The 26,876-nt window shown below is 42.3% G+C and carries 16 protein-coding genes and 1 tRNA gene; 5 read left to right on the top strand and 12 right to left on the bottom strand.

Going from position 1 to position 26,876, the window contains the following annotated elements:
• Window positions 1-388 precede the first annotated feature (388 nt).
• The 6 genes from HC175_RS03410 to HC175_RS03385 form a co-directional block, all read right to left on the bottom strand.
• Window positions 389-1,348, bottom strand: coding sequence for a DUF6624 domain-containing protein (locus HC175_RS03410; RefSeq protein ID WP_168137080.1), 960 nt, complete (start codon window positions 1,346-1,348; stop codon window positions 389-391).
• Between the two features lie 157 nt (window positions 1,349-1,505).
• Window positions 1,506-1,787: a hypothetical protein gene (locus HC175_RS03405; protein ID WP_168137079.1), complete on the bottom strand. Its 282-nt coding sequence runs from the start codon at window positions 1,785-1,787 to the stop codon at window positions 1,506-1,508.
• Between the two features lie 30 nt (window positions 1,788-1,817).
• Complete coding sequence (locus tag HC175_RS03400) at window positions 1,818-2,267, bottom strand: hypothetical protein (RefSeq protein ID WP_168137078.1); 450 nt, start codon at window positions 2,265-2,267, stop codon at window positions 1,818-1,820.
• Between the two features lie 74 nt (window positions 2,268-2,341).
• Complete coding sequence (locus HC175_RS03395) at window positions 2,342-3,454, bottom strand: ATP-binding protein (protein ID WP_168137077.1); 1,113 nt, start codon at window positions 3,452-3,454, stop codon at window positions 2,342-2,344.
• Window positions 3,451-4,122, bottom strand: coding sequence for a DNA-binding transcriptional response regulator (locus tag HC175_RS03390; protein ID WP_168137076.1), 672 nt, complete (start codon window positions 4,120-4,122; stop codon window positions 3,451-3,453). Before HC175_RS03390 ends, HC175_RS03395 begins: the two co-directional genes overlap by 4 nt.
• Before the next feature lie 211 nt (window positions 4,123-4,333).
• Window positions 4,334-7,942, bottom strand: a complete 3,609-nt coding sequence (locus HC175_RS03385) for a DUF7149 domain-containing protein (protein WP_168137075.1) — start codon at window positions 7,940-7,942, stop codon at window positions 4,334-4,336.
• Window positions 7,943-8,622: 680 nt separating this feature from the next.
• On the opposite strand from HC175_RS03385, the gene HC175_RS03380 reads away from it, so the two are divergent.
• The gene (locus HC175_RS03380; RefSeq protein ID WP_168137074.1) at window positions 8,623-12,885 is read left to right on the top strand and encodes a M4 family metallopeptidase; all 4,263 of its coding nucleotides are present in this window, start codon (window positions 8,623-8,625) and stop codon (window positions 12,883-12,885) included.
• Window positions 12,886-13,057: 172 nt separating this feature from the next.
• On the opposite strand, the gene HC175_RS03375 is transcribed toward HC175_RS03380, so the two are convergent.
• From HC175_RS03375 to HC175_RS03360, 4 genes are all read right to left on the bottom strand, one after another.
• On the bottom strand, window positions 13,058-15,004 hold the full coding sequence (locus HC175_RS03375) for a PAS domain-containing hybrid sensor histidine kinase/response regulator (RefSeq protein WP_168137073.1): 1,947 nt from the start codon (window positions 15,002-15,004) through the stop codon (window positions 13,058-13,060).
• Window positions 15,005-15,024: 20 nt separating this feature from the next.
• Window positions 15,025-15,840 (bottom strand): alpha/beta fold hydrolase, encoded by an 816-nt coding sequence (locus tag HC175_RS03370; protein ID WP_168137072.1) that lies wholly within the window; start codon window positions 15,838-15,840, stop codon window positions 15,025-15,027.
• A 1,269-nt stretch (window positions 15,841-17,109) separates the two neighbouring features.
• Window positions 17,110-17,183: transfer RNA gene (locus HC175_RS03365), tRNA-Arg, on the bottom strand.
• Window positions 17,184-17,431: 248 nt separating this feature from the next.
• Window positions 17,432-18,886 carry a hypothetical protein gene (locus HC175_RS03360; protein WP_168137071.1) on the bottom strand — a complete coding sequence of 485 codons (1,455 nt, stop codon included), beginning with the start codon at window positions 18,884-18,886 and terminating at the stop codon, window positions 17,432-17,434.
• A 24-nt stretch (window positions 18,887-18,910) separates the two neighbouring features.
• Here HC175_RS03360 and HC175_RS03355 point away from each other — a divergent pair, with 24 nt between their 5' ends.
• Complete coding sequence (locus HC175_RS03355; RefSeq protein WP_168137070.1) at window positions 18,911-19,060, top strand: hypothetical protein; 150 nt, start codon at window positions 18,911-18,913, stop codon at window positions 19,058-19,060.
• Window positions 19,061-19,453: 393 nt separating this feature from the next.
• Here the strand turns inward: HC175_RS03355 and HC175_RS24595 are convergent, their stop codons facing one another.
• Window positions 19,454-19,579, bottom strand: coding sequence for a hypothetical protein (locus HC175_RS24595; protein ID WP_262887214.1), 126 nt, complete (start codon window positions 19,577-19,579; stop codon window positions 19,454-19,456).
• Window positions 19,580-19,762: 183 nt separating this feature from the next.
• Complete coding sequence (locus tag HC175_RS03345; protein ID WP_168137068.1) at window positions 19,763-21,316, bottom strand: protein adenylyltransferase SelO; 1,554 nt, start codon at window positions 21,314-21,316, stop codon at window positions 19,763-19,765.
• A 230-nt stretch (window positions 21,317-21,546) separates the two neighbouring features.
• On the opposite strand from HC175_RS03345, the gene HC175_RS03340 reads away from it, so the two are divergent.
• The 3 genes from HC175_RS03340 to HC175_RS03330 form a co-directional block, all read left to right on the top strand.
• A complete protein-coding gene (locus HC175_RS03340) occupies window positions 21,547-21,909 on the top strand; it encodes a hypothetical protein (RefSeq protein ID WP_168137067.1) in 363 nt (120 codons plus the stop codon).
• 110 nt (window positions 21,910-22,019) lie between these two features.
• On the top strand, window positions 22,020-24,146 hold the full coding sequence (locus tag HC175_RS03335; RefSeq protein ID WP_168137066.1) for a Tex family protein: 2,127 nt from the start codon (window positions 22,020-22,022) through the stop codon (window positions 24,144-24,146).
• A 754-nt stretch (window positions 24,147-24,900) separates the two neighbouring features.
• Window positions 24,901-26,876, top strand: a 1,976-nt coding sequence (locus tag HC175_RS03330; RefSeq protein WP_317172072.1) for an MBG domain-containing protein, incomplete at its 3' end; no start/stop codon positions are given.

Genomic DNA, 26,876 nt, shown 5'->3' with positions numbered 1-26,876 from the left:
TGGGATTCCTCCTGCGTCGGAATGACAAACAATCCCTTGTGTCTCCTCTGAGTAAGCAATGGAAGCACCGAATAACGGGGTGAGATTCCTCCTGCGTCGGAATGACAAACAAGTACCCTTTGTCACCCTGACGCAGGATGGGTCTCATCTGAGTAAACAATGGAAATTCTGAATAACAAGATGGGATTCCTCCTTCGTCGGAATGACAAACAATCCCTTTTATCACCCTGACGCAGGAGGGGACAAACAATTACTTTTGTCACCCTGACGCAGGAAGGGTCTCATCAGAGTAAGCAATGAAAGCAACCGAATAACAGGATGGGATTCCTCCTTCGTAGGAATGACAAACAAGTACCCTTTGTCACCCTGACGCAGGAAGGGTTTCGTCTTATTCTCTGGTTTTGCCATTTTTGAAAGCCTCTGCATCCCAGGTGAGATCCCAATTGGAGATGTAGTCTTCTATAGGACCTAATCCTACTTCAGCTCTTCTTTGATTTACATTTTCCGGATCCATGAGTGGCGAGACATAATATTCTCCCGTTTCCTGATTCCTTCCTATCTGGCTGCCATAGATCTGTTCTTTGCCCTGTCTAAGCGCTACCCGGTCTTCAAGCAGGGCAAGATCTGGCGGACTTGCAGCTCCTTTCTGTACTGCCTCCCGCAACATGGGTAAATATTTTTCCTGGGTCTCAAGGTCGGCATGCTGGATGACGAGGAAAAAGGCGGAATTCGCATTTCGGCCAATGAGATCTGCTCCCAACCAGCCGTATTTCGTCAAGACCTGCTCCACTTTAATGAGGTTGACAGAATCCTGTTTGTTAATGAGTTCCCAGTGCTCCTTTACTTCTTCTGAATCCCGGCCGTACTTCTCCTGAATTTCTCCTGCTTCAACCCGATATTTTTGATCATCGGAATACACGGTTTCCAGAAGTAAAGCTACTTCCTCCAGCCCGGCTTCAGCTTCTTTTTTGTTGTCGCTTACGCTATTCAGGATGCTAATCCATCTTTCATCTGTGCGAAGGGAACTGAATGCATGGTCGGTAGAGATCTGCCCCAGGTCAGCGAAATTTCCTTTTTTTGAGATGAAGATCAATTGTTCAAAAGCCTTCTCCTGTTGGTTTGCACGTGCCAGGGCACAAGCTGCCTCATACCTGTGGGCAATACTGTCCTCTTCTTTTAAACCCTTGAAAGCCCTGGAATAGGTTGTTCCAGCTTCCTGATATTCCCCTGCTGCGTATAAACTTCGTGCTTCGGCTACTAATGTGTTGTATTGTTCCGGACTTTGCTGTTCGCAGGCGCTAAGGAAGATCATCAAAAGGAGGAGCAACGGGAGTTTCAGTTTTCTCATAAAGCAGGTTTTCTGAATTGTTTAATCTGTTAGAAACAGGTTTTTAAAGAGGTGTCAAAAATGTCATTTTTGAGAGGCATTTAAGGAAGTATGCAGTGCGCAGTATCAGTTGGCAGTCATTTAATGCCGAATCCTGATTTTAATTCTGGATTCCTTTTCATGACTGCTCATCCAAATATTCCTGCCAGATCTCTTCCCATTCATTTCTAAATACTACAGCAGTTTCATAATCAGGAAATTCCATCTCTGTATGTTCTGTGTACTCTTGCTTTTCAAATTTTCCTGTTTGGGGATTTTCAATATACCCATAGCGGGTTTTGAATTCTACAACCAGCGTGTTTTGCTTTCCAATTGTGGAAAAGCCGTTAAGTTTGAAGCATTTAATTTGTGACAGATTAAGTGTTAAACCGGCGTGGGTAACCATTCGTGGTGAGTTCATAAATGTTTAATTATTTAAGTTACAGCTACTTTAGTTGGTTTCATATTCAAGGCCTGGAAACTTCTCTGTGAATTTATTTATGAGTCTGTGAATATTTCCTAATTCCCAATTTCCTGCAACGTAAAATTCTTCTCCCTTGTAGATAAGTTCAGGCGCATCATTTGTCCTGTATTTTCTATACTTAATTTCTGTTTCTGTAAAGTCTTCTTTTTTCTTCAACAGAAAAAAACTACAGCTCCTGTCTTCTATTAGAAATTCAATAATATCATCATTGATTAGATTCTTTTCCTCTAGTAAATTGATCGTCTGGAGACCGATATCAGATTTCTTGAAATTTCGGCTAAAAACCTCCCCGTTGTATTTGATATTGAAAGTACTTCGATCTTTATCAGATGATAAACTGTCTAAAGCTTCACGAATACTATCTCTGGTATCTTTTTCTTGTTCCGGATCTGAGCTAATGGCATAGAGTGAGGCCAAAATTAACTTCTGATTTTTTTCCCAGAAGCTTGAGAGTAGTTTCCTTTCTTCGTTTCCTAATGCCATAAGCCGGGTTAATCTATAGTTGCTTCCGAAACATTCAAGATTACTATGAAATTTCCCAAATCTTTGCCTTCTACAGTTCCCGTAAATTCTGTTTTTATTTCTAAATCAATATTGTGATAGTCACAAATTAAGGAAGCTATGTAAAGACCCTTACCACTCCCAGCAATATCTTCAATATTTTTGCTTCTAATATGTTTCTTTTTTAGCTCTTTTAAGTCTCTTTCTTTAGGTATTAGAGCCCTATTTTTTACAATTATTTTTTCAAGCTTGCCATCAGACTCTGTAAATTCACAAAAAATTTGACTCTTCTTATAACTGAATTTTATTGCATTCTCAAAAAGTATAAACGGTAGAACATCAATTATTTCATAACAGTTATTCAAAGCACGGGACGTACCTTGAAAGGTTATATTTATACCTAATTCTTTCGTCACAACCTCTAAACAATATCTGGCTTTTTCAAATTTTCGATATAAACTTATTCTTGAAGGAGGATTGGTTTCTACTATTTCAGGATTTAAAGTAAAGTCATATGCGTTTAGCCGAGCAGAGACAAGTTGCGTTGTGGAAGAAATGTTCTTGCTCCTCATCAATATTTCCGGAAATTCGAAATTTTCCTTTTCCAGTTCTGTCTTTAATGAAAAAGCCTGTTTTTTAAGAATGTTATTTAATTTTCGGAGTTCATGTAGTGTATCATCCAATACCTCCTTTTTCTGAGAAACTACTTTGACGCTTTTATCATAATCTCGTAGAATGTTTGTTTTGGCATTAAAATTAGCATCTACATTGGATTCCCAGTCAATAATTTTTCGGACTTCCCCTTCCGAAAAAAGTCTTTTATCGTCCTTTTTATTTTTATTTTTTCGTAAAAGTTTTCTCTCGAAATTACCCTTAACCCCAATGGAAGTATAAGTTGTTGATTTTCCATTTATTTCGGTGACAAAACTTGTGAAGCCGTAGGGACAAACGTGAAATCCATTTTGTTTGCTAATTGATTTATAGTGACCCATACACTTGTGATTGTAATTTTTTTCACAGAAGTCAAACTTTTTTTCATAAACCCCATCTATCGGTTTCTTATCTAATTTTTCGATTTGAGGAAGACTATTTATTCTTATCATCCAAAAATTAATTTAAAAACTATACTTCCAGTAAAAGACTGAATTACAGCTCTTACATCAGGATTAATTTCATTACTTAATTTTTTACTTGGAAAATTCGAAAGGTCATTCCCCTTTAGAATCTCCTTTACATATTCATTCTCTAACTTTACAATTTCAAAAAGTGTTACATTATTTTTGATGAGAAAATCACGCAACTTGGTCCATTTTTTTTGAGGGTTCGTGGTCAAGTCAATCGCTTGGTCTAATTTATCTACCCATTCATCTCCGTCGATGTCTTTTTTGTACGTGTAGTCGGCTAAGCGGAAAAATCTATTATAAGATGGATCGTGAGTATGACCCGTATAGGCAATTATAGTCTTAAAAGGATACTTCTTGTGGATTTCAGAGATGACATGAGCACCCTCGTATTTACTATTTAATTTTTTCCCAACACCATTAATATCACAAAGAATTATCTCGTACTCCTTAGTGCTTTCAATAGAAGGAATATCAGGAAAATAGGTGATATCAAACCGGTGATTTCTTAAATGTTGTAAGTATTCAAATTCATTGTCATCAATAACTAAAATTGGAATATTTATCCGATCAATGCTTTTCAGTTTAAGTGAAGGAACATCTAAATCCTTTATGGATTTAGGATTTCCAATATGATAAAAATTACTCATTATTAATTATAAATTTTATTAATAAATTACCTTTCCTTAGTGGACACCGATTCGGTGCTGTCTGACAAATCTCCCTCCATCCTATTACTTAATTGAGTTTTCAACAATCCCAATCTCCTCCTCCTTCAACCCATACAACTCATAAACCAGCCGATCGGTTTGCTCCTCTATTCTATTCCCTTTTGAAATTCGCGAATCTCCCTCCATCTCGTTACTTAATAGAGTTTTCAATAATCCCAATCTCCTCCTCCGTCAACCCATAAAGTTCATAAACTAACTTATCAATTTCTGCTTCCAAAGAAGAGGTGTCGGCGGCGGGGTTTTCTTTTTTAAGTCTCACAATTTCTTCCACTCGTATTTTTACTCCTTCTTGCTCGGCTGGAAGAATTTGTTTTAACGGGAGTTTTTTGACTTGTCCAATTCTAATTTTAGGGAAGACGTCCGTATTAGCTGCAAAAGTATTTGAATAGTAAAATTGAATGACCTTAGAATTTAGAATTCCTAGAAGAAATAAAGGATGGATTCCAACCTTATCTTCGATTTTGATGGAGTACAAGCTTCTATTCTGGTGAGTTTTATTATCACTTAGGAAAAGAGTTGTTATTCGACTACCTGTTTCTCTTATTAGAACTCGTTCTCCAGTGAAAAAGAAATCATCTTTTTTATATTCTTCGAATATTTCTTTTGAAATAAAACTTTTGCGTTTTACTCCGTAGCGCATGACATCTTCACCGGTAAGAAATTCAATATCACCGTTCTCTTTTGAAATCTTATCCTTTCCAATTTCTAGTCCTCGTATTAGTTGGGCAACATCTTCAAGTAGAATTGAATCCGTGCTAATTTTTTTCAGGACTTTTCCGCCCGGTATAAAATTTTGCCAACTTTGGTTTAAATTGATGCTTTTCCATAAAATTGTAATGGCAGTAGGCATTTGGACACCATCAAAAATGTTGTCTCCCTTGTCGACTATTTCCATTATATCGACATTATTTAAAAGAAAATTTCTCAAGGTTTCATATCTCATTCCTTTAATGAAAAGGCTTGGGGTAATAAAAGCATGAAATCCTCTCTTTTTTAAAATCTGCACTCCTTTTTCAAAGAAATATGCGTAAAGGTCTCCGCATCCTGAAGTTTCATACTTGGAAAAGCAACTGTCATTCATTTGTACATAAGGCGGATTCCCAATCACTACATCAAAGCCCACATAATCCCCATTGTCATCCAGCACTTCCGGGAATTCAAAGCGCCACTCAAAAGCATTTTCATAGATCTTGTTGTCTTTGATCTCCTGGATCTGGGCTTCCAGTTTTTTGCTCTCGTTGGTGAGTTTGTCCAGCTTTTTGTTCCAGGCGGCTTTTTCCTTTTTTGACTGCTCAAACAGCTGGGTTTGGTTAGCCATTAAAAAGATCTCGCCTTTTATCTTTTCCAGCCTTTTTACCTTGGGGTCATTATGAGAGATCTCGCTCCTAAAATCGTTCTTGATGTCGTGGATGATCTTTTCCATCTCCCGCTTCTGCTCCTTGTTGTTGGCATTGCGGTAAGTGTCCACCGCCACACGGTAGCTGTCAATGCTCCATTTGCTGTCCTTAAGCGCCTTGCTTAAGTCGGCATCCAGGTCAAAGCGGGAAATGAGGGAGTTGCCACATTTGATGTTGATATCGATGTTGGGGAGGGTCTCCAGAGCGGGGTGGGCACCTTGTTCTCTTGCCCCGCCTTGTTCTCGATACATCCCGCCTGAAGGCGGAACACTCGAACTGACGGCGTGGCTCGAACTGACGGAGTCTTTGAAGGGGGAGGTGCCATTCGGCCATACATAATATGCGTTTTTCAGCAGTTCTATCCACAGCCGCAGGCGACAGATCTTGACTGAGTTCGGGTTGATGTCTACTCCAAAAAGGCAATTTTCGATGATGTTCTGTTTCTCGTGGAAAAGCGCCTCCTGCACCCGCTGACTTTCCTTTCGGGTGGGATGGTATTCAAAAAGTTCCCCGTCTTCATCGGTCACAATGAGTTCGTCGTTGACCACTTCCACGTGATATTCTTTGAGCCTTCTTCCGTGGCGATCCTGCAGGATGTTGAGATCATTCTTGATGGCGATCATCTCATTAAGCGCCGAAACCAGGAAATGTCCGCTGCCCACCGCGGGATCACAGATTTTCAGGCTGTTAATCATTTCATTCGCCTCCTGCCGGTCTTCTATTTTATCATAGAGCGCGTCCAGGTCTTTGCAGTTCCAGCCTTTGGTCTCATTGAACTTTTGCACCACGGCTTTCCTGATGGTCTCGCGGCACATGTACATGGTGATAAAGCCGGGCGTAAAGAAAGAGCCGTCCTTATAGCCGTTGATCTTCTCAAAAATAAGCCCCAGCACGCTGGCGTTGATGAGCGTCTTGTTGTCTTCCTGTATGGTCTCGCCGCCTTCACTGCTAAAGTCGTAGGCGTTGAGGAACTCGAACAGGTATTCGAGCGCGTTGAGTTCGCCACTGCGTTTCTTGCCTTTTTTATCCTTAAGCACGGTGGCGCTGTAGATGGGCAGCGTCTTGTCATCGCGCAGGTTGCTTATGAACAGCGTGGCATGCTCAATATCTGTAGGCTCAAAAAGCGAAGAGTTCAAATAAGGTACCTTCTCAAAAAGGGCTTTTACGTCCTCATTTCTTTCGGAAGGTTGCCGCGCCAGTACCTGGAAGAACAAGGAGTTCAGATCGTCGTAGTTGTGGATCCTGTCCAGGTTCAGAAATTCATAGGATTTATCCCCTTTTTGATAGGTAAGTAACTGGGCTTCGAGCAGCTTCAGAAACAAGATCCTGTTAAGCCAGGTGATGCTGAGCTCCAGGCCTACGGAAAAAAGCCGTTCCTCATGCGTCTCCCCAAACTGCGCCGGATTCTCCAACCTTCCGATCTTATCCATCGAGTCCAGCTGAATGATCGCGTTCTCGAGGAAGGAACCGGTATTTCGTTGCCCGGCCTTCTGGCGTTCGATGATCTTCTTGCCGCCCTGTTTGGTTTCGGTTAAACCAATGATATGAAGCAGTTCGCCATAGAAACGTTTATCCAGGCTGTTACTGTCATTCAAAAAGGGCAATTTCAGCAGGTGTTCCGGAGAAAGCAGTTTAAAGAGCGCGATAAGCTTATTATCGTCTTTCGGATCGTTATTTCGCAGGGGTTTTTCATAATTCCGGATGTCGAAGTACGTGAACTCCACTTCCTGCTGCATTTCAGCAATAAAGGGTTCGGCTATTTCCCGGTAAAAGAAGTCGGTCGTTTTTCCGGCGAGTCTGCCCGCTTCAAAATCGGTAAACCGGGCGACGAATTTCTTGTTTTGCGCAAACTGCTTTTCAAAGAGGTTGGCGTCAAAGATGAACCACTCGTTGATATTGGTGGCGATAAGATATTTCACCTCCAGGTTCTTGTGCGTGATGCGCTCCCTTAAATAGTACAGCACCAGCTCCTGAAAAGCCTTGCAGTTGATCTTCTCCTTATTGATCATCTCGGCCCGGTTCGTAGGCTTTTTGGCTTCAATGATCACGCCAACGCTGGTTTTGGCCTTGTTGCCGTTATGGATCACCAGGTCTGTGCGGCCTTTGGTATTGATAAAATGGTTGGGATCGTAATAAGTCTTCTTCAGGAATTCGGTCACCAGGTTCTTGTGGAACTCCTCGCTTTCGGTCTCGTTGGTGCGATCGAGCAACTGAATAAGATGCTGCTTGAACTGCTCAATCTGCGAGCGATTGGGTTTGACCTTTAAAAAAGCCTTATTGAGCGCCTTTCGAGGTTTAAGTATGTTGTAATTCCCTAGGGTGGTGGGGGAGTTGGTTTGCATTCAGAAAACAGCATTAGTTTTAAATGGGATGAAAGCCGGTAGGGAGTTGCTTCGATCCTTAACTCGTTAACAAGTTCTTAAATGTAGGAATTTTTTTATTTAAGACTAAACAATTAGTAAATACAATTAGCAATTAGCAATTAACAATTATCATTTGAAGTTGGCAGTGTGCAGTTGGCAGTTGGCAGTTTTCAATAAACAATAAACAATAACCAATTATCATTTTGAAGTTGCAGTATGCAGTTAGCAGTTGGCAGTTTTCAGTTGACAATTAACAATTAACAATTAACAATTAAGCATTAACGATTAACCATTAACCATTAACCATTAACCATTAACCATTAACAATAAACCATTAACCATTAACCATTAACGATTAACGATTAACCATTAACCATTAACAGCCCCTTCTACACTATACAGTCTACACTATACACTATACATTTTACAGTATACATTTTACATGCTACGATCTACAGAATGAGCAGGGTACAAAAAAAATTAACGAAGCTTTCACTTGAGTTTTAGATTTTTTTATAAAACAGTCAGGTATCTTGACTTTTGCTTTGTAAAATCATAAAATTCGTTCGTATTTCATGCGAAAAATTATGTTTTCTGTTGGTTTTACTGCAGTCATAAAATATTTAGCCCTTATTCTTTAACCCTATCAAAAAGTATTTATGAAAAAACTATTACTTCGAAGTTTCGCATTCGGTGTCTTTTTTACCTGCGCAACTGTCACCTACTCACAAACAACTCCCGAAACCATTTCAGCAAATCTCAGCAGCAATTCACAGGTTGCCGAATTCAGCATGGACGCCTCCAGGGGTACTCCTTCCCTGATAAAACTTGATCAGAAGGATCCTCTGCAGGTGAATGAAGTTCCGGCCTTTCTCGCTGAAGTCCTTGGTACCGGGCAGGAAACCTCTTTTGTAAATGAAAGCTCCCTTGCCACAAATGGCCTGGAGGTCTACAAATTTCAGCAGTACACAAACGGAATAAAAGTAGAGCATGGCGTTTTTAAAGCTATAAGTAAAAACGGAAATGTGCAGGCTTTAACTGCCGAATACTATGCGCTTCCTGCTTCGATCTCTTCTTCAGCAGGATTGAGTGAAGCGGGTGCGCTTCAAAAGGCCATAGATTTTATTGGCGCTACAACTTATGCCTGGGAGCTGGTAGAATCGCTTCAGGATTCGCCCGAGAAAACGGCAGCCCTTGAAGAAGTATATCCCAAAGGGGAGCTGGTCTTTGTTGACAATTATGCCACAAAGGCGATTGACCTTCGGTTAGCCTATAAGTTCAACATCTATGCTGCAGCCCCTCTTTCCAGAGATGATGTATATGTAGATGCAAATACCGGGGAGATCCTGCTCAAGGATGCCATAATAAAACATGCCAGTGGGAAACATACTTCCCGCGAGGTCATTGCTACTGCGAAGAAGAGCGCCGAAGCGGTCTCAAAAAAGGCAAATTCTTCTCCTGTTTTTCTTGGAGGAACCGGAGATACGAGGTATGCCGGTACCCGCAGTTTTGACACTTCGCAAGATGCTAATGGCAACTATGTACTTAAAGGAGTCACTCCAAGTGGTGTAGAAAATGAAACGCTCTCCTATGAAGGAATTGGAGGTCTGCCGTTGAGCATTCCTGCCCTGGCTTCCTTAGCGAGCCCAATTATAGACGGGGACGGAGATCTTCTGAATCCTGAAACTGGTGATAACGTGTGGAACGCCAGTGAACACAGGAAAGATGAATTCTCTACCCTGAGCTTTTATCCCATAGCTAACGAAAAGAATAATGATGATGTGGCGCTTGATGCTCACTGGGGGGCAGAGATTGTACTTGATTACTGGAAGCAGAAGCACAACCGCTTAAGCTATGACAACAAAGGCACAAAGATCTTCAACTATGTACATTACGGCGATGCCTATGACAATGCCTTTTGGAATGGAACTGCAATGACCTATGGTGATGGCAGCTACCAGGGAGGTACAAATCCAAATGGCTCTTTTGCGCCGCTTACGTCAATGGATGTCTGCGCCCACGAAATAGGGCATGGGGTATGTGAATTTACAGCAGACCTGGTTTATGCACGGGAATCGGGCGCGATGAATGAAGGTTTTTCAGACATCTGGGCAGCTGCAGCCGAATATTATGTACTTACCGAGATCGATGGTTCCTTAGAATACGATCCCTGGGGGATTGGAGAGCAAATAGATGAGAGCGATGGCGGTTTGCCCGCAGGACATGCAGATTCCCGGGCGCTTCGCTGGATGGATGATCCCAAGGCCGAAGGAGCTCCCGATTCCTATGGGGGTGAGAACTGGAAAGATCCCGAATGTGATACGCCTTCTTTGGCAAACGACCAGTGCGGGGTTCATACGAACAGTGGCGTATTGAACAAATGGTACTACTTTCTTGTAAGCGGAAGCGGACAAGCTTTTTCTCCCGGATTTCAGAAGCAATCGGCCGATGACCAGGTCACAGATGCCGGCAACAGCTATTCTGTAGAAGGAATTGGTTTTGAAAAAGCTTCCCAGATCGCTTACCTGGCTGAAACCATGCTGTCTCCAAACGCGAAATTTGCAGAAATGAGAGCGGCATCTATTCTTGTGGCGCAGACCCTTTACGGGATCTCATCGCGCGAAGAGCAGGCGACGACCAATGCCTGGCATGCGGTTGATGTAGGCGAGGCATACAAGACAGGAGATCCAAATACCATAAGCTTTAGCGCCAAAAATGTTCAGCTGTTCGAAGAGAACAATGAGGTTACGGGCTGTGAAGACCTAAATACATATAGTCTCCTTATAGAAGGAGTGGAAATAGATCCTGCTGCAAGTATTTCCATTAGTACAGCAGGAAGTACCGCGACGTACGGAGAGGATTTTGAACTTTCTGCAACCCAATTTACTTTTACGGGAACTGAATCAAAAATACTCACCCTGAGTGTTTATGATGATGCCGTGATAGAAGGAAGTGAGACCATCGTGCTGTCCTTTATCTATAATGGGGAATTGATAAAACAGGAATATGCCATTGCTGATGATGATTTTGTGCCGCGCACAGGTTCTGAACCTTTTGAACTATTAGCTGAAGATTTTTCCAGCACCGGATTTTCTCCTGGCTGGACTACGGTCTCTCTTGCAGACGGGGTGAACGAATGGCGTGCCAATGGAAATCTTTCTGCGGCCGGAAGAGCTTATATCACAGATGGTCTTTTGGAAACACCCTTCTATGATCAAAACTCTCCCTCTCATACCATTCTCAGATCTCCACTTCTCAATGCTGCTGGTGCCACACAGGTAACGGTAAGTTTTGACTGGGAAGCAGGAGGAGAAACAGATGCCGTTGACCCTGCAGTGATCTTTGATTATGGCGAATTCATCTATTCCCTGGATGGTACAACTTACACTCCTGTAGAAAAATTTGTAGGCGGAGGTGTATTGGGAACTGAGACTGCAAGCGGTAGCTATAATGCCATTTTTGAAGCCTTAGATGGAAAGTCCTTTTACCTTGGCTGGAGATGGTTCAACGATACCAATGCCGGTAGCCAGTTCAGTTTTGCCATAGACAATGTTAAGGTAACCGCATTACCTGCGGGAATTGAGACCCAGGCAAATGAGCAGGCAACAGCTGCAGTGAATGTTGGGAACACAGTTTATTTCTTAAGCAACACAGACAAAGCTCTTATAGGGAAAATCGAAAATGCTTCAGCCGACCTGGGTTGTGTGACGCTTTCTGTTACTGAAGCCGGTACAGCTGCTGTTACTTTCTCCGGAATTGCTTCAGAAAGGCCTTCAAAAGTCTTTAATATTACCACCTCTAATGCAGATGCTACCTATGATCTTACGCTCTATTTTACAGATGAAGAGCTTTCAGCATTTGCTGTTCCTACAGATCTGGTCCCCATCAAAGTGAATAGCAGCAATATCGATGATGCCAACGAAAATCTGGGGAATTTCCAGCTTAACGGCGTGCTTACCGATGTAAATGCAGAAGATAAATACCATGCCTATACCGGAACCTTCAGTGGCTCCGGAAGTTTAAGTGTGGTTACCGACTTTGAATACTGTGAGGCCGTTCCAGAACCATGGAAGACTGTAGATGTTGGCACAGTGAACATTCCGGGAACCTTGTGCTATTCCGAAGGTAATTTTGAACTTACTGCCCAGGGAAATGACCTTTCCGGAAGAGGAGATAACTTTTATTTTACCTATCAAAAAATTTCAGGAGACACAGAAGTTATTGCCAGGGTTACAGGATTGGAAAACACCAACGTCAATGCACAGGCGGCTGTAATGATAAGGGAAAGCCTGGATCCAGATGCTGAATTCGCGCTTACCAGTATTAATGCAGGAAGTTTGCTTTCTGGCCATACTTCCACCTTCAGATATAGGAAAACCACGGGCGCCAGGGCTAGTATGACTAGTGGAAACTCGGCCGCCATTCCTGAATACATCAGGATCGTGAGAAAAGGAAAAGATGTTTCCTCCTATGTTTCCGGCGGGAACGGCAACTGGAGACTAGTGGGTAGTTCGAAAATGAACCTTTCAGAAACGCTGTACGTGGGAATCGCCGCAACTTCAGCCACCACAGGAACTTCGACAGTCGCCAGCTTTGAAGAAGTTACTGTAACGGGTACCGCTGCAAATACACAGGAGCAGGTTACCCTGCAACAGGAAACAGGTACACAGGACAATTCGACTGCAGCATTTGAGATGTTTCCTAATCCTGTTGTAAGCGTGCTTAACGTTCACATTGCAGATAAGCTCATCAGGAAACTGGCGATCTATAACTACAATGGAAAACTTCTAAAAATGAGCAGCTACCCTGCAGGAGGACATGAGGAGCAGATCTCTGTAGATGGTCTTATCAACGGGGTTTATGTTCTGAAACTTCATACAGCAGATGGCGCTGTTTATGACGGAAGATTTGTAAAAGAGTAAAGTGCCCCAGTGAAAATTGGAGGAAGAGGCTGCCGTAAGGTGGCCTTTTCTATTTCTATGGAATGCTGATGAATTTTGCGATATGCCTTTTCCTGAAGCAGTAATTGTTGCTCCAGTTCGTGACAAGGATGAAAGCTCGTCTAGAAATACATTTTTGACACAACAGGAAGATCTATTTTGAATCTCTTAATCCTGCAAGGATCGTTTCAAATTCTTTTGAGATCGTTTTTCTCTTTTGTTCTAAAGCCTCCCTTTGAGCAGTCGGTTTAGTGAGTTGTTCCTGAAATGCATCGATGTGAGCAGATAATTTTTCGGCTTGCAGGTAATGAACGGTGGTTTTATTTTTATGGATAAGATCGGCAATTTTTTCAGCGTCACGTTTTTCTGCAGCAATGGAGAATTCGTCTTTGTATAGTTCCATGCTTTTAGTGAAGCTGCCAAGCAATTTATTCAATATCTCTGCATTGTTCTTTGCTACCTTGTTTAAACGTGACAGATCAAATGAGCGCTCACTATCACTAGCTGATGTAAATGCTGCTTCAGGCTCGTCAATTTCTGTTACCGTCTCGGCTATTCCATTTGAGCTCTTCGGAAGAAATTTCAACAGGGTTTCCTGTAGTTCCAATGGATGAAAGGGTTTGGAAACATAGGCACTCATTCCAGCTCTTTTCAACTTTACATCCAGATCTCCTCTTCCTGAAGCCGAAAGCGCAATAATGGTAGGGGTTTTGTCTTTTTTTTGTGCCAGAATTTCTTCAGATGTCTCATATCCGTTGATCTGTGGCATATGCAGGTCCATAAGAATGACATCAAAGAATTCTTCTTCTGCCTTAGCTATTGCCTTAGCTCCCGAACTTGCTGTACTAAACGGAATCTTCCAGTCTTCCAGATATTTGGAAATAATGTAAAGGTTTGTTTTATTATCATCTACCACCAGTACCTTGCCAGATAATTCCTTAAGGTCTTTTTTCAAGGTGGAAGGGCTGGAGCTTTTTTGTTGTACCGCAGGGATCTCAAATCCAAGCTCAAAACTAAACCTGGAACCTTTTCCCTCTTCACTTGCTACCTTAAGTTCACTGCCCTGAAGTTGAAGAAGCTTTTGACTTATGGTTAGTCCTAATCCGGTGCCTCCAAACTCCAGGTTCACCTCATAGCTCGCCTGGGAAAATTCCTGAAAGATCTTCTCCAGGTTATCTGAAGGTATTCCAATCCCGGTGTCCTCCACTTCAAAATCCAGAACGATTGAATTTTCATCTCTGTTTTTTACCTTGATCTTTAAAAGCACCTTCCCTTGTCGCGTGAATTTGATGGCATTTCCAATGAGATTGGTAAGCACCTGTTTCAGTTTTATGGGATCACCGTTTAAATAGGCAGGTAATTCTTCCGGAAAGGCCGTCTCGAGTTGAATACTCTTCTCTTTTGCCTTTACCGCATAGGTGTTGTACAAAACTTCCAGAAGCTCCTTTATATTGAACTCCTTGCTTTGAACACTGGTCTTGTTTGATTCAAGTTTACTCAGGTCAAGCAGATTATTTACTAATTCCAGGAGACTGTGGGAAGATAATTGCAGCAGTCTTGCATATTCCTTTTGTTTTTCATCTAAAGGGGTGCTCTGCAGCAAATTTCCTACTCCAACTATGGCATTCAAAGGAGTTCTTATTTCGTGGCTGATGGTGGAAAGAAATTCAGCTTTTGCACGGGCATTCTGTTCTGCTTTTTTCCTTTGTTCTATCAAAACCTGCTCGTACTTTTTCCTATCAGAAATATCGACAATAGAGGCCCGGTACACTACGGTCTTCGAACTGGCTCTTTCAAGCTTATTGACGGTGATGAGGGCAGGCAGGATTTTACCTTGATCCTGAACCAGATCAAATTGAACCTCCTTGATATAACCCTGCATTTTGAGTAAGGGAAAGAAATGAGTTTCGAAGTAGATTTTTCCGCCTATCTTAAAGAAGCTTTGTATGCTTCTTTTAAAAACCACCTCCTCTTCCGAAAGTCCGAACCACTCCAGAAATGTTCTGTTCACCTTCACTATTTGACCATCAGGAAGAAAGGAAACATACCCAAACGGGGCGTTATTATATAAATCTTCAGCCGACTCTTCCGGAAAATCCAATACTTCTGCTTCTTTTATGGTTATAGAATTTCGCGAAGATAATCTTTAATTACCTCAATGGTTTCTTCCGGGGCACTCAGGTTAGGACAATGGCCGGTGGCTTCTAAGATCTTCATGGTACTGCCGGGAATTTGCCTGTGCACATATTTCCCAACTTCTATTGGCGCAATAATATCTTGAGAACATTGCATGATCAAAGTAGGAACTTTAACAGCGGGTAGATCCTTGCGATTGTCTGAAAGAAAAGTCACCCGCGCAAAATGCTTAGCAATTTCAGGATTTGACTGGCAAAAGCTATTGGTCAATTCTTCTCCTAATTCAGGATTTTCAGGATTCCCCATGATCTGCGGAGCTATACTGGCTGCCCAGCCTAGATAATTACTTTCTAATGCCTCCATAAGCTCTTCAATATCCTTTTCATTGAACCCACCTCTGTAATCTTTATCATCAATATATCTTGGGGAGGGTCCAACCATAATTAGTGCAGAAAATATTTCCGGTTTTTTGATAGTAGCCAGGGCGGCAATCATTGAGCTCACGGAATGTGCCACAATAATGACATTTTGCAGACCTAATTCTGCGCAAATTTCCAGCATATCTTCAGCATAACCATCCAGGACATTATACTTGTCGTAGCTGTATTCAGACTCATCAGATTTTCCTGCCCCGGTATGGTCGAATAAGACAACCTTATAATCTTCAAGGAAAGCAGGGTAGACATGTCTCCACATGGTTTGGTCACAACCATAACCATGAGAAAAGAGAATGGGCTGAGTTCCTTTTCCTAGTATTCGCACGTTATTCCTGGTAATAGCAGAGGTTTTGGTAGAGCCCATAATTTTTTAATTAAATTGATTAAAATGTGTAACAAGATAGAAATATTTGATGGAAAATATAACAGCCCGTAACCCGTCATCCTGAATTCATTTCAGGATCAAACCCCGTCACCCGTCATCCTGAATTTATTTCAGGATCAGAATTGGCAACAGGTCATCCTGAATTCATTTCAGGATCAAACCCGTAACCCGTCATCCTGAATTTATTTCAGGATCAAACCCGTAATTCGTCATCCTGAATTTATTTCAGGATCAAACCCCGTAACCCGTCATCCTGAATTCATTTCAGGATCAAACCCCGTCACCCGTCATCTTGAATTCATATCAAGATCAAACCTGGAATCCGTCATCCTGAATTCATTTCAGGATCAAAAAAGGTAACCCCTCATCCTGAATTCATTTCAGGATAAAACCCCGAACCCGTCATCCTGAATTTATTTCAGGATCATAGTCCCGTAACTCGTCATCCTTGAATTCATTTCAGGATCAAAAAAGGTAACTCGTCATCCTGAATTTATTTCAGGATCAAAATCCGGTAACCCGTCATCCTGAATTTATTTCAGGATCCTAACCCATGGAATTTTAAAAAAAGGAAGCTGAAACAAGTTCAGCCTGACGAAGGATGGCTTCTCAAAAAAAAAGGGTTTCCTGCTTTAAGTGACCGCGGGAGGATTACCCTGCGATGTTCCTCACCGAATTTACTCCTGCAAATAGAAAGTCCGCCCCTTAGGATTCAAAATTTAAAATTCAAGATTCCTAGAAGTAAGAAAATTTTGAATTTTGGATCTCAAATTTTGAATTCTTCAAAGCCTTGAGCAAGCTCGGCTTTTCCGTAAAACACAAAAATCCACACTCACGTGTGGATCTTCTGCTTTAAGTGACCGCGGGAGGATTACCTTCGGAGTTCCTCACCGAATTTACTCCTGCAAATAGAAAGTCCGCCCCGGCTATCGCCGTTGCGCTTTTTCATTCCCCTCCAAAGCTTCGAGCCAGCTCGGCTTTTCCGTAAAACACAAAAATCCACACTCACGTGTGGATCTTCTGCTTTAAGTGACCGCGGGAGGATTACCTGCGGTGTTCCTCACCTAATTTACTCCTGCAAATAGAAAGTCCGCCCCTTAGGATTCAAAATTTAATATTCAAAATTCCCGAGGTAAGAAAATTTTGAATTTTGGATCTCAAATTTTGAATTCTTCAAAGCCTTGAGCCAGCTCAGCTTTTCCGTAAAACACAAAAATCCACACTCACGTGTGGATCTTATGCTTTAAGTGACCGCGGGAGGATTCGAACCCCCAACCCTCAGAGCCGAAATCTGATATTCTATCCAGTTGAACTACGCGGCCTTTAAAGTGGCGCAATTTACATAAAAAGTTTTAACCGGAGAAAGACTTTTTCGCCATTCATATCTCGTCCAATTATAGAGAAAAATTGAAGTTGTAAGGCTTCTTTTTTAGATCAGCTTAATTCAGCCAGGTTTCCAAATAACAAGGATTTTCAATACCAATAAAAAAGAGAGGCTGCTTAATAAGCAACCTCTCTTCTTCTTAAACTTCCTCTGAAGCTTTACTTCAGAAGCAGTAGAACTCATCTCTTACCAGGTAAAAGGTTCGATCATTTGAACTTGTCCACATGCGATTGGCAAAGTGGCAACATAAGAACCATCAACCGTCATTCCATGCAATACTATTGCGCGGTTTTGAAGAGGATCAATTTCTTCTGCAGTAACTAGGTCTCCTTCGCCTAACATAAAGCTCTGGCTATAGGTATAAACACCCCAGGTATTTGCAGTAGGGAAGTCTCCATCTTCTTCAACTAAAGAAAGTAATACTCCGCCATAGAATGGTCCGCCTTCTTCAAGAGAGATCAGGCCATCCCCATCTGTATCTGCATCGGCAGGAGGACAAACTGAATTTCTGTCGTCTTCAAATCCGTGGATATGTTGCGGGTGAACCATATTTGCTTCTGTACCTGAAGCCAATACAGTAGTATATAGTCTGTTGTCTTCAAGTTTTAAGTAAGCAAGTCCTTTTGCATTAGAATCATTAAGCTCAGTGATCACTGCCTTATAGAAATTTGCATCTTCTTCAGGATCCTGGAATACCGGTACGTTATCGTCATTATCACATCCAGTTCTAAAGTGGTAGTAATCTAAGTTATCATCCCCGTCAAAGAACATTCTTACTTCTTCATCAGTAATAACTCCGGCGCGTACAATTCTTTCAGAAGCATTGTATCCTTCTCCGTCAAGTAGTGTGATCTCGAAATAGTATTCATCCATACCTTCTGTATCGGGAAGTGCAAAACACACTGGAGCAGAGGCAAGATCACCATTGGCATCCATCTCTACGCTGTTCATTACGTTATTATACAACTGCTCTCCTGCAGTACCGTTTGAGTAAGTCCAAACATCAACACTGTATTCTGCGGTATAGTGTCTTCCGGTTTCGTCACAGAAGTTTCCGAAGATACAGAACTCAATAGCTTCATTAGTGTCAATATCAAAGAACAGGTATCCATATTCGTTTACATCGCGGTCGTCAAAGCAAAGAACAGAAACATCAACATATTTCTTCACCCCTGCGCCCAGGCTAATGTCCATTGGCAGCGGATTGTCAACATATTCTGCCATGGGTCCACCTGTTGGTGCGATCCAGATCACATTACCGGCAGCATCATAGACCATAAAGTGATCAAGAGAATAATCTCCTGGTTCTAATTCGAGTTCGGGAGTTTCTTCGGTAAAGATCTGCCCTTGTACAAGATCTACTCTAAAAGGAGCTTCCATACTACCCACTACATCATTTCCATCCTGGGAAAGTGCGATCATTACGTAAGCAGGCTGAGCATCAGAACATACCGGGAAATCGCCCAGATGGTCTTTATTGCTGCTCTTGTTACTGTTGTTTACAAGATCATTTACTATAGCTCCAAATGATAATGTTGCTTTTTCTGTGTCGTTTGCGGGGACGTTTTCTTCCTTACTACAGGAGGTGAATAAAAATGCGAAGAGGACAAAGGTGCCCATCAGAGTTTTGAAATTCTTCATAATGTTTGTTTTTAATTAAAATGAATGGTTAATAAATACGATCCTGATCAGGGAAAAGCAGATGTGTTTATCTGCAGTGAAGTTTTGATCAAAAGATCAAGAACAACAGGAACAAAAATAGAGGCTAAATACAGTGATGTAAATGGGGGAAAACCCCTATTGGCGAAGTTTTAACGGGAGAAGGCCCTGTTTTAATTTTTATTTATAAAACTGAGAATCAATTATTTGCTGCATTTCGAGGAGAAGGAGCCAAAACCTGCCATTCATCCATTTTTAGAGGTCTTTCGTCTGAAAACACCCAACAGGAGCGCCGGGTAAGTTTAACAGTAGTTTTGACGTAAAAGTCAGAAAGCGGATGGTTTTATCCGAATTAAGAGTCGATTTCAGAGTTTGAAATTTGGTAAAAAGTCGATTGGGAGGAAATTTTCACGTCCATGCTTCAAAATCAGCACAATGCAGACGCACCTCATGACTGAATACAAATAAGAGGTGACAGCGAAAAATGATGCTGTTCGAAAAGGAAGGGAAGCAGGCTTTAATGGCAGCAGAGAAGCTGCAGCTTTATTTTTAGCTAAGCATGAGGCTCAATGATACCATGAATATAAAAAATGCCACCACCATAAAGTGGTCTGACCAGATCTCGAAATCGGTAGCTTTTTCCTTTTTTGAAGAATTTCTTTTCTCGGTGCTCATCTTTACTTTCTTTTAAGGGTTGCCAATAAAGTTTTGCCAATTTTTATACAACTGAAATTTTATTCAATTTAAAAATTTTCTGAATTCCTACAAAGATCCGGCTGTTAAAACTCTGAAATTTAGTCTGAAAGGAAAGAGGATGCCCGTGGCGCCCTGAATTTCTCTGGTTAAAAACTTTAAGATTTAGGAACTGCAGGAAAGCATGGAGCAACCTGCCTTTGTTTCTGCCCAGTCTGGTCTCTTCTGAACCAGCTCTTCAAATCCTGTTGCCGCATATGGCTGCTTCAGCGCCTCCTGAAGTTTCCTGAAATGACTGTCATTGCCGTTTTCCAGTTGTTCTATGGCCTCGTGTAAAAGGTAGTTTCTAAGAATGATCCTGGGATTATGCCTGTTCATCATCTCCCTGGCGGCATCGCTGGAAAGACTGCTGTTTTTTCTCATTTTTGAATAGTCAGAGATCAGGCTGATAAAAGCTTCAGAGGCGCTGGCATCCATTTTTTTATAAAACACATCCTGAAAATGATCCATGATCTCTTCCGAAGTAACTTCAGCAGGAAGATCGGCTAAAGATCGATAGAAGAGCGTCATATCTGGCTGTAGTTCAGAAAGCACTTTTTCAAAACGAGAGATAAGTTCCTTTTCTTCTTTTCCTACTGTATCAAGGCCGAGTTTTCCACCCATCATTCCGTAGTAATAGTCCCAAAACGTTTTTTCATAAGATTCCAGAGCAGTTTCCAACGGACTTGTATCCTCGAAAAGCAAAGAAATGGCATTGGCGAGCCGCCCCAGGTTCCAGTAGCCTATGGAGGGTTGATTTCCAAAGGCGTACCTGCGGCCGGGAAGGTCTGTAGTATTAGGAGTGAACTTATAGTCATAATTATCAAGAAAGGAAAAGGGGCCGTAATCAATGCTAAGGCCAAGAATGGACATATTATCTGTATTCATAACTCCATGTACAAAACCTACGCGCTGCCACTCGCTCATCAAAAATGCGGTTTTTGACACCACTTCCCTGAACCAGTCCAGGATACGATCTTCTCCATTAAGATGCGGGTAATATCGATCAATGGTCCAGGAGATAAGCTGTTGTAATTTGTCCTTTTCCCGTTGGGCAGCAAGAAGTTCAAAATTTCCGAAGCGAAGAAAAGTAGGAGCTACACGCGTAACGATGGCACCGGGTTCATACCCTGGATTGCCATTGTAGAACATATCCCGAAGTACCTTATCGCCGGTAGAAACAAGGGCCAGCGCCCGGGTGGTAGGAACGCCCAGATGATGCATTGCCTCGCTCATCAAATATTCCCGCACAGAAGATCGCAGAACGGCACGCCCATCGGCATGTCTTGAATAGGCAGTAGGACCGGCACCTTTTAACTGCAGCTCAAAAATGCCATTTTTGGAGCTCAGTTCTCCCAGCGTTATAGCGCGGCCATCGCCCAACTGCCCCGCCCAGTTCCCGAACTGATGCCCTGCATAACAGGCAGCATAAGGTTCCATGCCTGGAGTAACCAGATTTCCTGCAAGTACTTTTACATCCTCCCGGGAAGGCGTTTCAAGTTCAAGATCCTGCCCCAGTTCCTGTGACCACGCGAGCAGCTGTGGTGCTGCTACCGGGGTAGGCGTCGCTTTACTGTACAACATTCCGGGAGTTTGACGAGGAGTGCGATCTCCACTGTCGTCTCCATCAAAGGTATTGACAAAGTCGTTTTTGAACTGCTTCTTGGTAAGCGATGGCATTTGGAAATTTTTGTTTTCAAGGTACAAACTTCAGAAGCAGTACAAAAGGAAAAAGAAAGCTGTTCTCTTACAATTCATCGGATTTCTTATTTTCAGAAGTCAGAATTTTCTTTTAGAAAATTAACAGCAGCTTAGAAAATTGCAGTTATTTAAGTTAAACCTAAATTAAAGTGTATTTGTCACATGATGAACCTGTTTATTTTTAAACAAAAATTGAAAAACAGAAAGTTATGACCTCATATCAAAGTAGAAATCAAATTCAGACTCAGCTTAAGAGGCTGTTACCGTACCAGATCGAAGAATGCAGAAATTGTGATGAATTGCCAAAGGCTTTGGGAGATTTGATCAAGCATAATTTTCAGGCCACTTTTGTTTGCTATGACAAGAACACCAATACTATAGAAGTAGGTGTTGAAGATCAAGAGAACAGGGATCTTTATCCTCAAATTACCGTTCACAAGTTTAGCCTTGAAGAAGCGGTTTCCAAATTAGGAAAAACCTTCAGGAACAGTGATGCCGACCTCAGGTTTTACGGAAAGATCCTGGCAGGGCACGGCCAGTACAACCGCGTGGATGATGTGGTGCTGGTATAATTAGATCACTCGGAATTAATATATAGCCTTTCGAACTGGTTTCGGAAGGCTTTTTTTATGCAATAAGCTTTGAGAGGTTTATCTTTGGAAGTTTAACTTCAGTCTCAAAAATGGCAATTTTAGATTTCATTACTTCTCGCAGCAGCCTGCCTCAAAAAAGCGTCACCAATACCCTTTCTTTATTAAATGAAGATGCCACTATTCCTTTTATTTCAAGATATCGTAAAGAAGCAACGGGAAATCTTGATGAGGTACAGATCGCTGCAATTGTAAAATTCAAGGCAGAATATGAGGGACTTGAGAAGCGAAAACAGACGATCCTTAAAGCGATTTCTGACCAGGATGCGCTTACGCCCCAGCTGCAGGCAGCGATCACGGCTGTTCAAGACCTGGTAAAGCTTGAGGATCTTTACTTGCCATACAAGAAAAAGAGAAAGACAAAGGCCGATGTTGCAAGAGACCAGGGCCTGGAGCCGCTTGCAAAAATGCTGATGGCACAGAATTCATCAAATATCACATCGGCTGCAGAAAAATTTACCACTCCCGAAGTGCCTACTGCCGAAAGGGCGCTTGAAGGAGCAAAGGACATTGTTGCCGAATGGATCAATGAGAACCAGGCGGTGCGAACTAAGCTGCGCCGGCTTTATAAACTGCGGGCAGTAGTTACCTCCAGCGTAGTGAAAAAAGCAGCCGAAGAGGAAGCTGCCCAGAAGTACACGATCTATTTTGACTGGGAAGAGAAACTACAGCATATTGCAAGTCATCGCCTCCTGGCCATGCTGCGCGCCCAGAATGAAGGTTTCGTAAGGGTCAAGGTGGAAGTTGATAAGGAAAAGGCTTTTGAACTCACTTCGGGTGTGATTATAAAGAAAGAGCAGAGTTCCAGTATACCGTACATAGAGGCCGCCATTGAAGATGCTCATAAAAGACTGCTTTTCCCCGCACTTTCCAACGAGGCCATCGCCGCCGCAAAAGAGAAAGCCGATGAAAGTGCGATCCAGGTTTTTGCCGATAACCTCAAACAACTGTTGCTTGCGCCTCCCCTGGGGAACAAGAGGATCCTTGCTCTGGATCCCGGCTTCCGCTCGGGCTGCAAACTGGTGTGTCTCGATGAAAAAGGAGATTTGCAGCACAATGAGACGATCTATCCGCATCCGCCGCAAAAGGAGATCGCAATGGCCTCAAAAAAGGTAAAATCTTTGGTCAATGCTTATCATATTGAAGCCATTGCAATTGGCAATGGAACAGCCTCCAGGGAAACTGAATTCCTTATTAAGAATATCCGCTTTGACAGGGATGTGCAGGTGTTTGTGGTGAACGAGGCGGGAGCTTCTGTTTATTCGGCTTCGAAGATCGCGCGGGAAGAATTTCCGAATTACGATGTAACGGTTAGAGGCGCTGTTTCTATTGGCCGCCGACTAGCAGATCCATTAGCCGAGCTTGTCAAGATCGATCCAAAATCCATCGGAGTTGGCCAGTACCAGCACGATGTGGATCAATCAAAGCTTAAGGCCGAACTGGACAGGGTGGTGGAGAGCTGTGTGAATGGAATAGGAGTGAACCTTAATACCGCCAGTGCAGCATTGCTGAGCTATGTGTCGGGTATTGGCCCTGCTTTAGCCGGAAATATTGTTAGCTACAGAAGTGAGAAAGGTGAATTCAGCTCAAGAAAGGAGCTGCTGAAGGTGCCCCGTCTGGGAGCCAAGGCCTTTGAGCAGGCTGCCGGATTCTTACGAGTACCAGCTTCTGAAAATCCGCTGGACAACTCGGCCGTCCATCCTGAAAGCTATTCCCTTGTGGAAAGAATGGCCAAAGATCTAAAAGTGCCGCTGAAGGAACTGGTGGGGAACCAGGAGCTCATTTCCAAAATTACTCCCGAAAACTACATTTTTGAAGGGACAGGATTACCTACTATTAAGGACATTTTGAACGAGCTGAAAAAACCAGGAGTAGATCCCAGGAAGTCGGCTAAAGTTTTTGAGTTCGATCCTAAAGTAACCTCCATTAAAGATCTGAAAGCCGGAATGAAGCTGCCCGGAATCGTGAACAACATTACCAACTTCGGATGTTTTGTCGACATTGGCATCAAGGAAAGCGGACTTGTTCACATCTCAAAGCTAAAGAACGAGTTCGTGAGCGATGTGAATGCGGTGGTCAAATTACATCAACACGTACAGGTAACCGTGATGGAGGTAGATGAGGCGAGGAAGCGGATACAGCTGTCGATGATCGACTAGCGAAGGTAGATTTTAGAAGTATGAGGTTAGAAGTAGTGGTCATTGGTCCGTGATGGGTGATCAGTAAAATTATTTCTCTGCGCCATTTGCGTTTCCTCGGCGCGCTTTGCGTGATAAATTGAAATGAGTGAGCAAAACTCTTCAGTAAGGAGTGCACAGTCATTAGTTGTCAGTAGAAATTAGTGGTTAGTGATCTGTCAACACTAATCAGGGAACTTCACCTTGCCTGCAACCTGAAACCTGCAACATTTTAAACCCGCACCTCGTAACAGGAAAACAGACAAGTGGAACCCTCCTCCGCTAAAGCTTCGGTGAGCAAGCAGGAAAAAGTCAACAGGCAACTGTAAAAAGTCTTGTCTCTTGACTCTTGACTCTTGATTCTATAAAGAAAGCGAATTCTAAAACTATTATAAAATCCTCATCGGCTGCTGCTGCTGGTTTTAGCATTTCAGAGGTGTGAAAAAGTACTTTTTACAGTGATTTTCTTGTAAGTTTACTTCTTAAAGTTTCAAATCCTAGGCATTTATTTTCAGAGTATTGAGTACTTTATCGACTTAATATTCATTTTGGAAGATTATTTCAGAATCTTCTTTTTCAACTGCAGCTAATGACCTTATTTAGCTTCTGCGGAAGTATAAGTTTTTAACATTTATGTTAAACATTTAATAAGCTTCCGCTTTATTCCCCCTGCAGGCTATCCATCCTCCCTACCTGGATATCTTATTAGTTGTGTTCATTTTTAATACTTATAGATATGCGTGAATTTTTACTCAAATTTACCGGAGCAACACGGTTTGTGCTGTTGCTGATGATGCTTACGCTGCCGGCAACAACGGTGGTGGGGCAGACGAATTTTGTTGCCGATTCTTTGGGCTATGCTAAGGAAGGGATGCCAAATCCTACTGTAACCTCTGACAAGGAGGATTATTCCCCTGGAGAGACTGCTATCATTTCCGGAACCGGCTGGACTTTGGATTCAATTGTAGATATACATATTGAAGAGGAACCTACACACCTCCATCACCATGGTTATCATGGTACTAGAGTGAATGATGACGGCACTTGGAGAATTGAATATCCAATTACTGAGGATCACCTGGGGGTGACTTTTACTGTAACTGTTGATGGATTGACGTCTAAATATCAGGGGGAGCATACTTTTACGGACGGTTCTTGGATAATTAATATAAATCATGAAATATGTCTTGGACAGACAAAAAATCTGCAATTTTTAGTTAAACAGGTAAATTCCGGTGGAGGAAATAATAATTCATACAGAATTTCTTTTCCCAACTCATTTTCTCTCTCCAATCCTGCAATTGTGAATGCAACTCAACAAGGAAACTGGGTCATCTCTCTTTCCGGTAAAGACATTTGTTTAAATTCTTTAAATCCTGATCGTACAAAAAATCAAGATGAAATAAGGTTTTCTGTCAATGTTACCCCGTCAGAATCTAATACTTATTCTCTTTCTGGAATAGCTAGTACGATAAATGGATCATGTCCAACTAGTTCATCACCCGGATCTATCAGACAACAGTCGACCGCGTCGATTTTTGTATTGCCGTCACCAGAAGCACCAGAAGCATCCAGTAATGCTCCAATTTTGGCTGGTGAAACATTAGATTTGTTTGCTTCTACTGTACCTGGTGCTTCATATTCATGGACGGGTCCAAATGGATTTTTATCAAGCGATCAAAATCCCTCAATATCTAATGTTTCTTCAGCTGCTGCAGGTACTTATTCAGTAACTGCTACTGTTGGTGGATGTACCAGTGAAGCGGGTACAGTAAGTGTAGTTGTGAATACTATAAGTCCCGCTAGTCTTTCTGTAGCACCTGCTACAGGTACTTATGGAGGTTCAACTAATCTTTCGGCTACATTAACTTCTAATAGTACAGGTGTTTCTGGAAAAACAATTTCTTTTTCCTTAAATGGTAATGGAGTGGGAACTGCGGTGACTGATCGATCTGGAATAGCTACTGTGAGCAATGTTAGCTTATCAGGAATAGATGCAGCTTCCTATGCTAGTGGAATTAGTGCGACTTTTTCCGGGGATGCTACTCATTCAGGTAGTAGTGGGAGTGGCGATTTAATTATTAATCAACGACCAATTACCATCACTGCCAATGCCGGTCAAACAAAAGTTTACGGTGAAGATGACCCGGCTGCGTTTGCCTATACAGTTAGCGGTGACGGCCTGGCTCCAGATGATTCTTTTGATGGGGCACTTGATAGAGACGGAGGAGAAGTAGTAGGTGACTATGCGATTAAAACAGGAACGCTGACCATTGTGGAAGGTGCTACCAATAAGGAGGATAACTATACGGTGACGTATGTTTCAGCTGATTTTGCCATCACTGCAAAAACACTTGAAGTTGTAGCAACTGCTGGACAGAGCAAGATTTACGGTGCTGCCGATCCTGTATATGCTTACACTGCAACAGGCTTTGAGTTTAGCGATGACGAAAGTATATTGACCGGTGCGCTTGACCGCGCAGCTGGAGAAACCGTTGCCGGAAGTCCTTATGCTATTGGCGTTGGAAACCTTTCGGCTGGCACAAACTACTCCATCGATTTCACTTCGGCTGATTTTGCCATTACTGCAAAAACACTTGAAGTTGTAGCAACTGCTGGACAGAGCAAGATTTACGGTGCTGCCGATCCTGTATATGCTTACACTGCAACAGGCTTTGAGTTTAGCGATGACGAAAGTATATTGACCGGTGC

Source organism: Salinimicrobium oceani, assembly GCF_012037645.1.
This window is presented reverse-complemented; position numbering and strand designations above follow the sequence as displayed.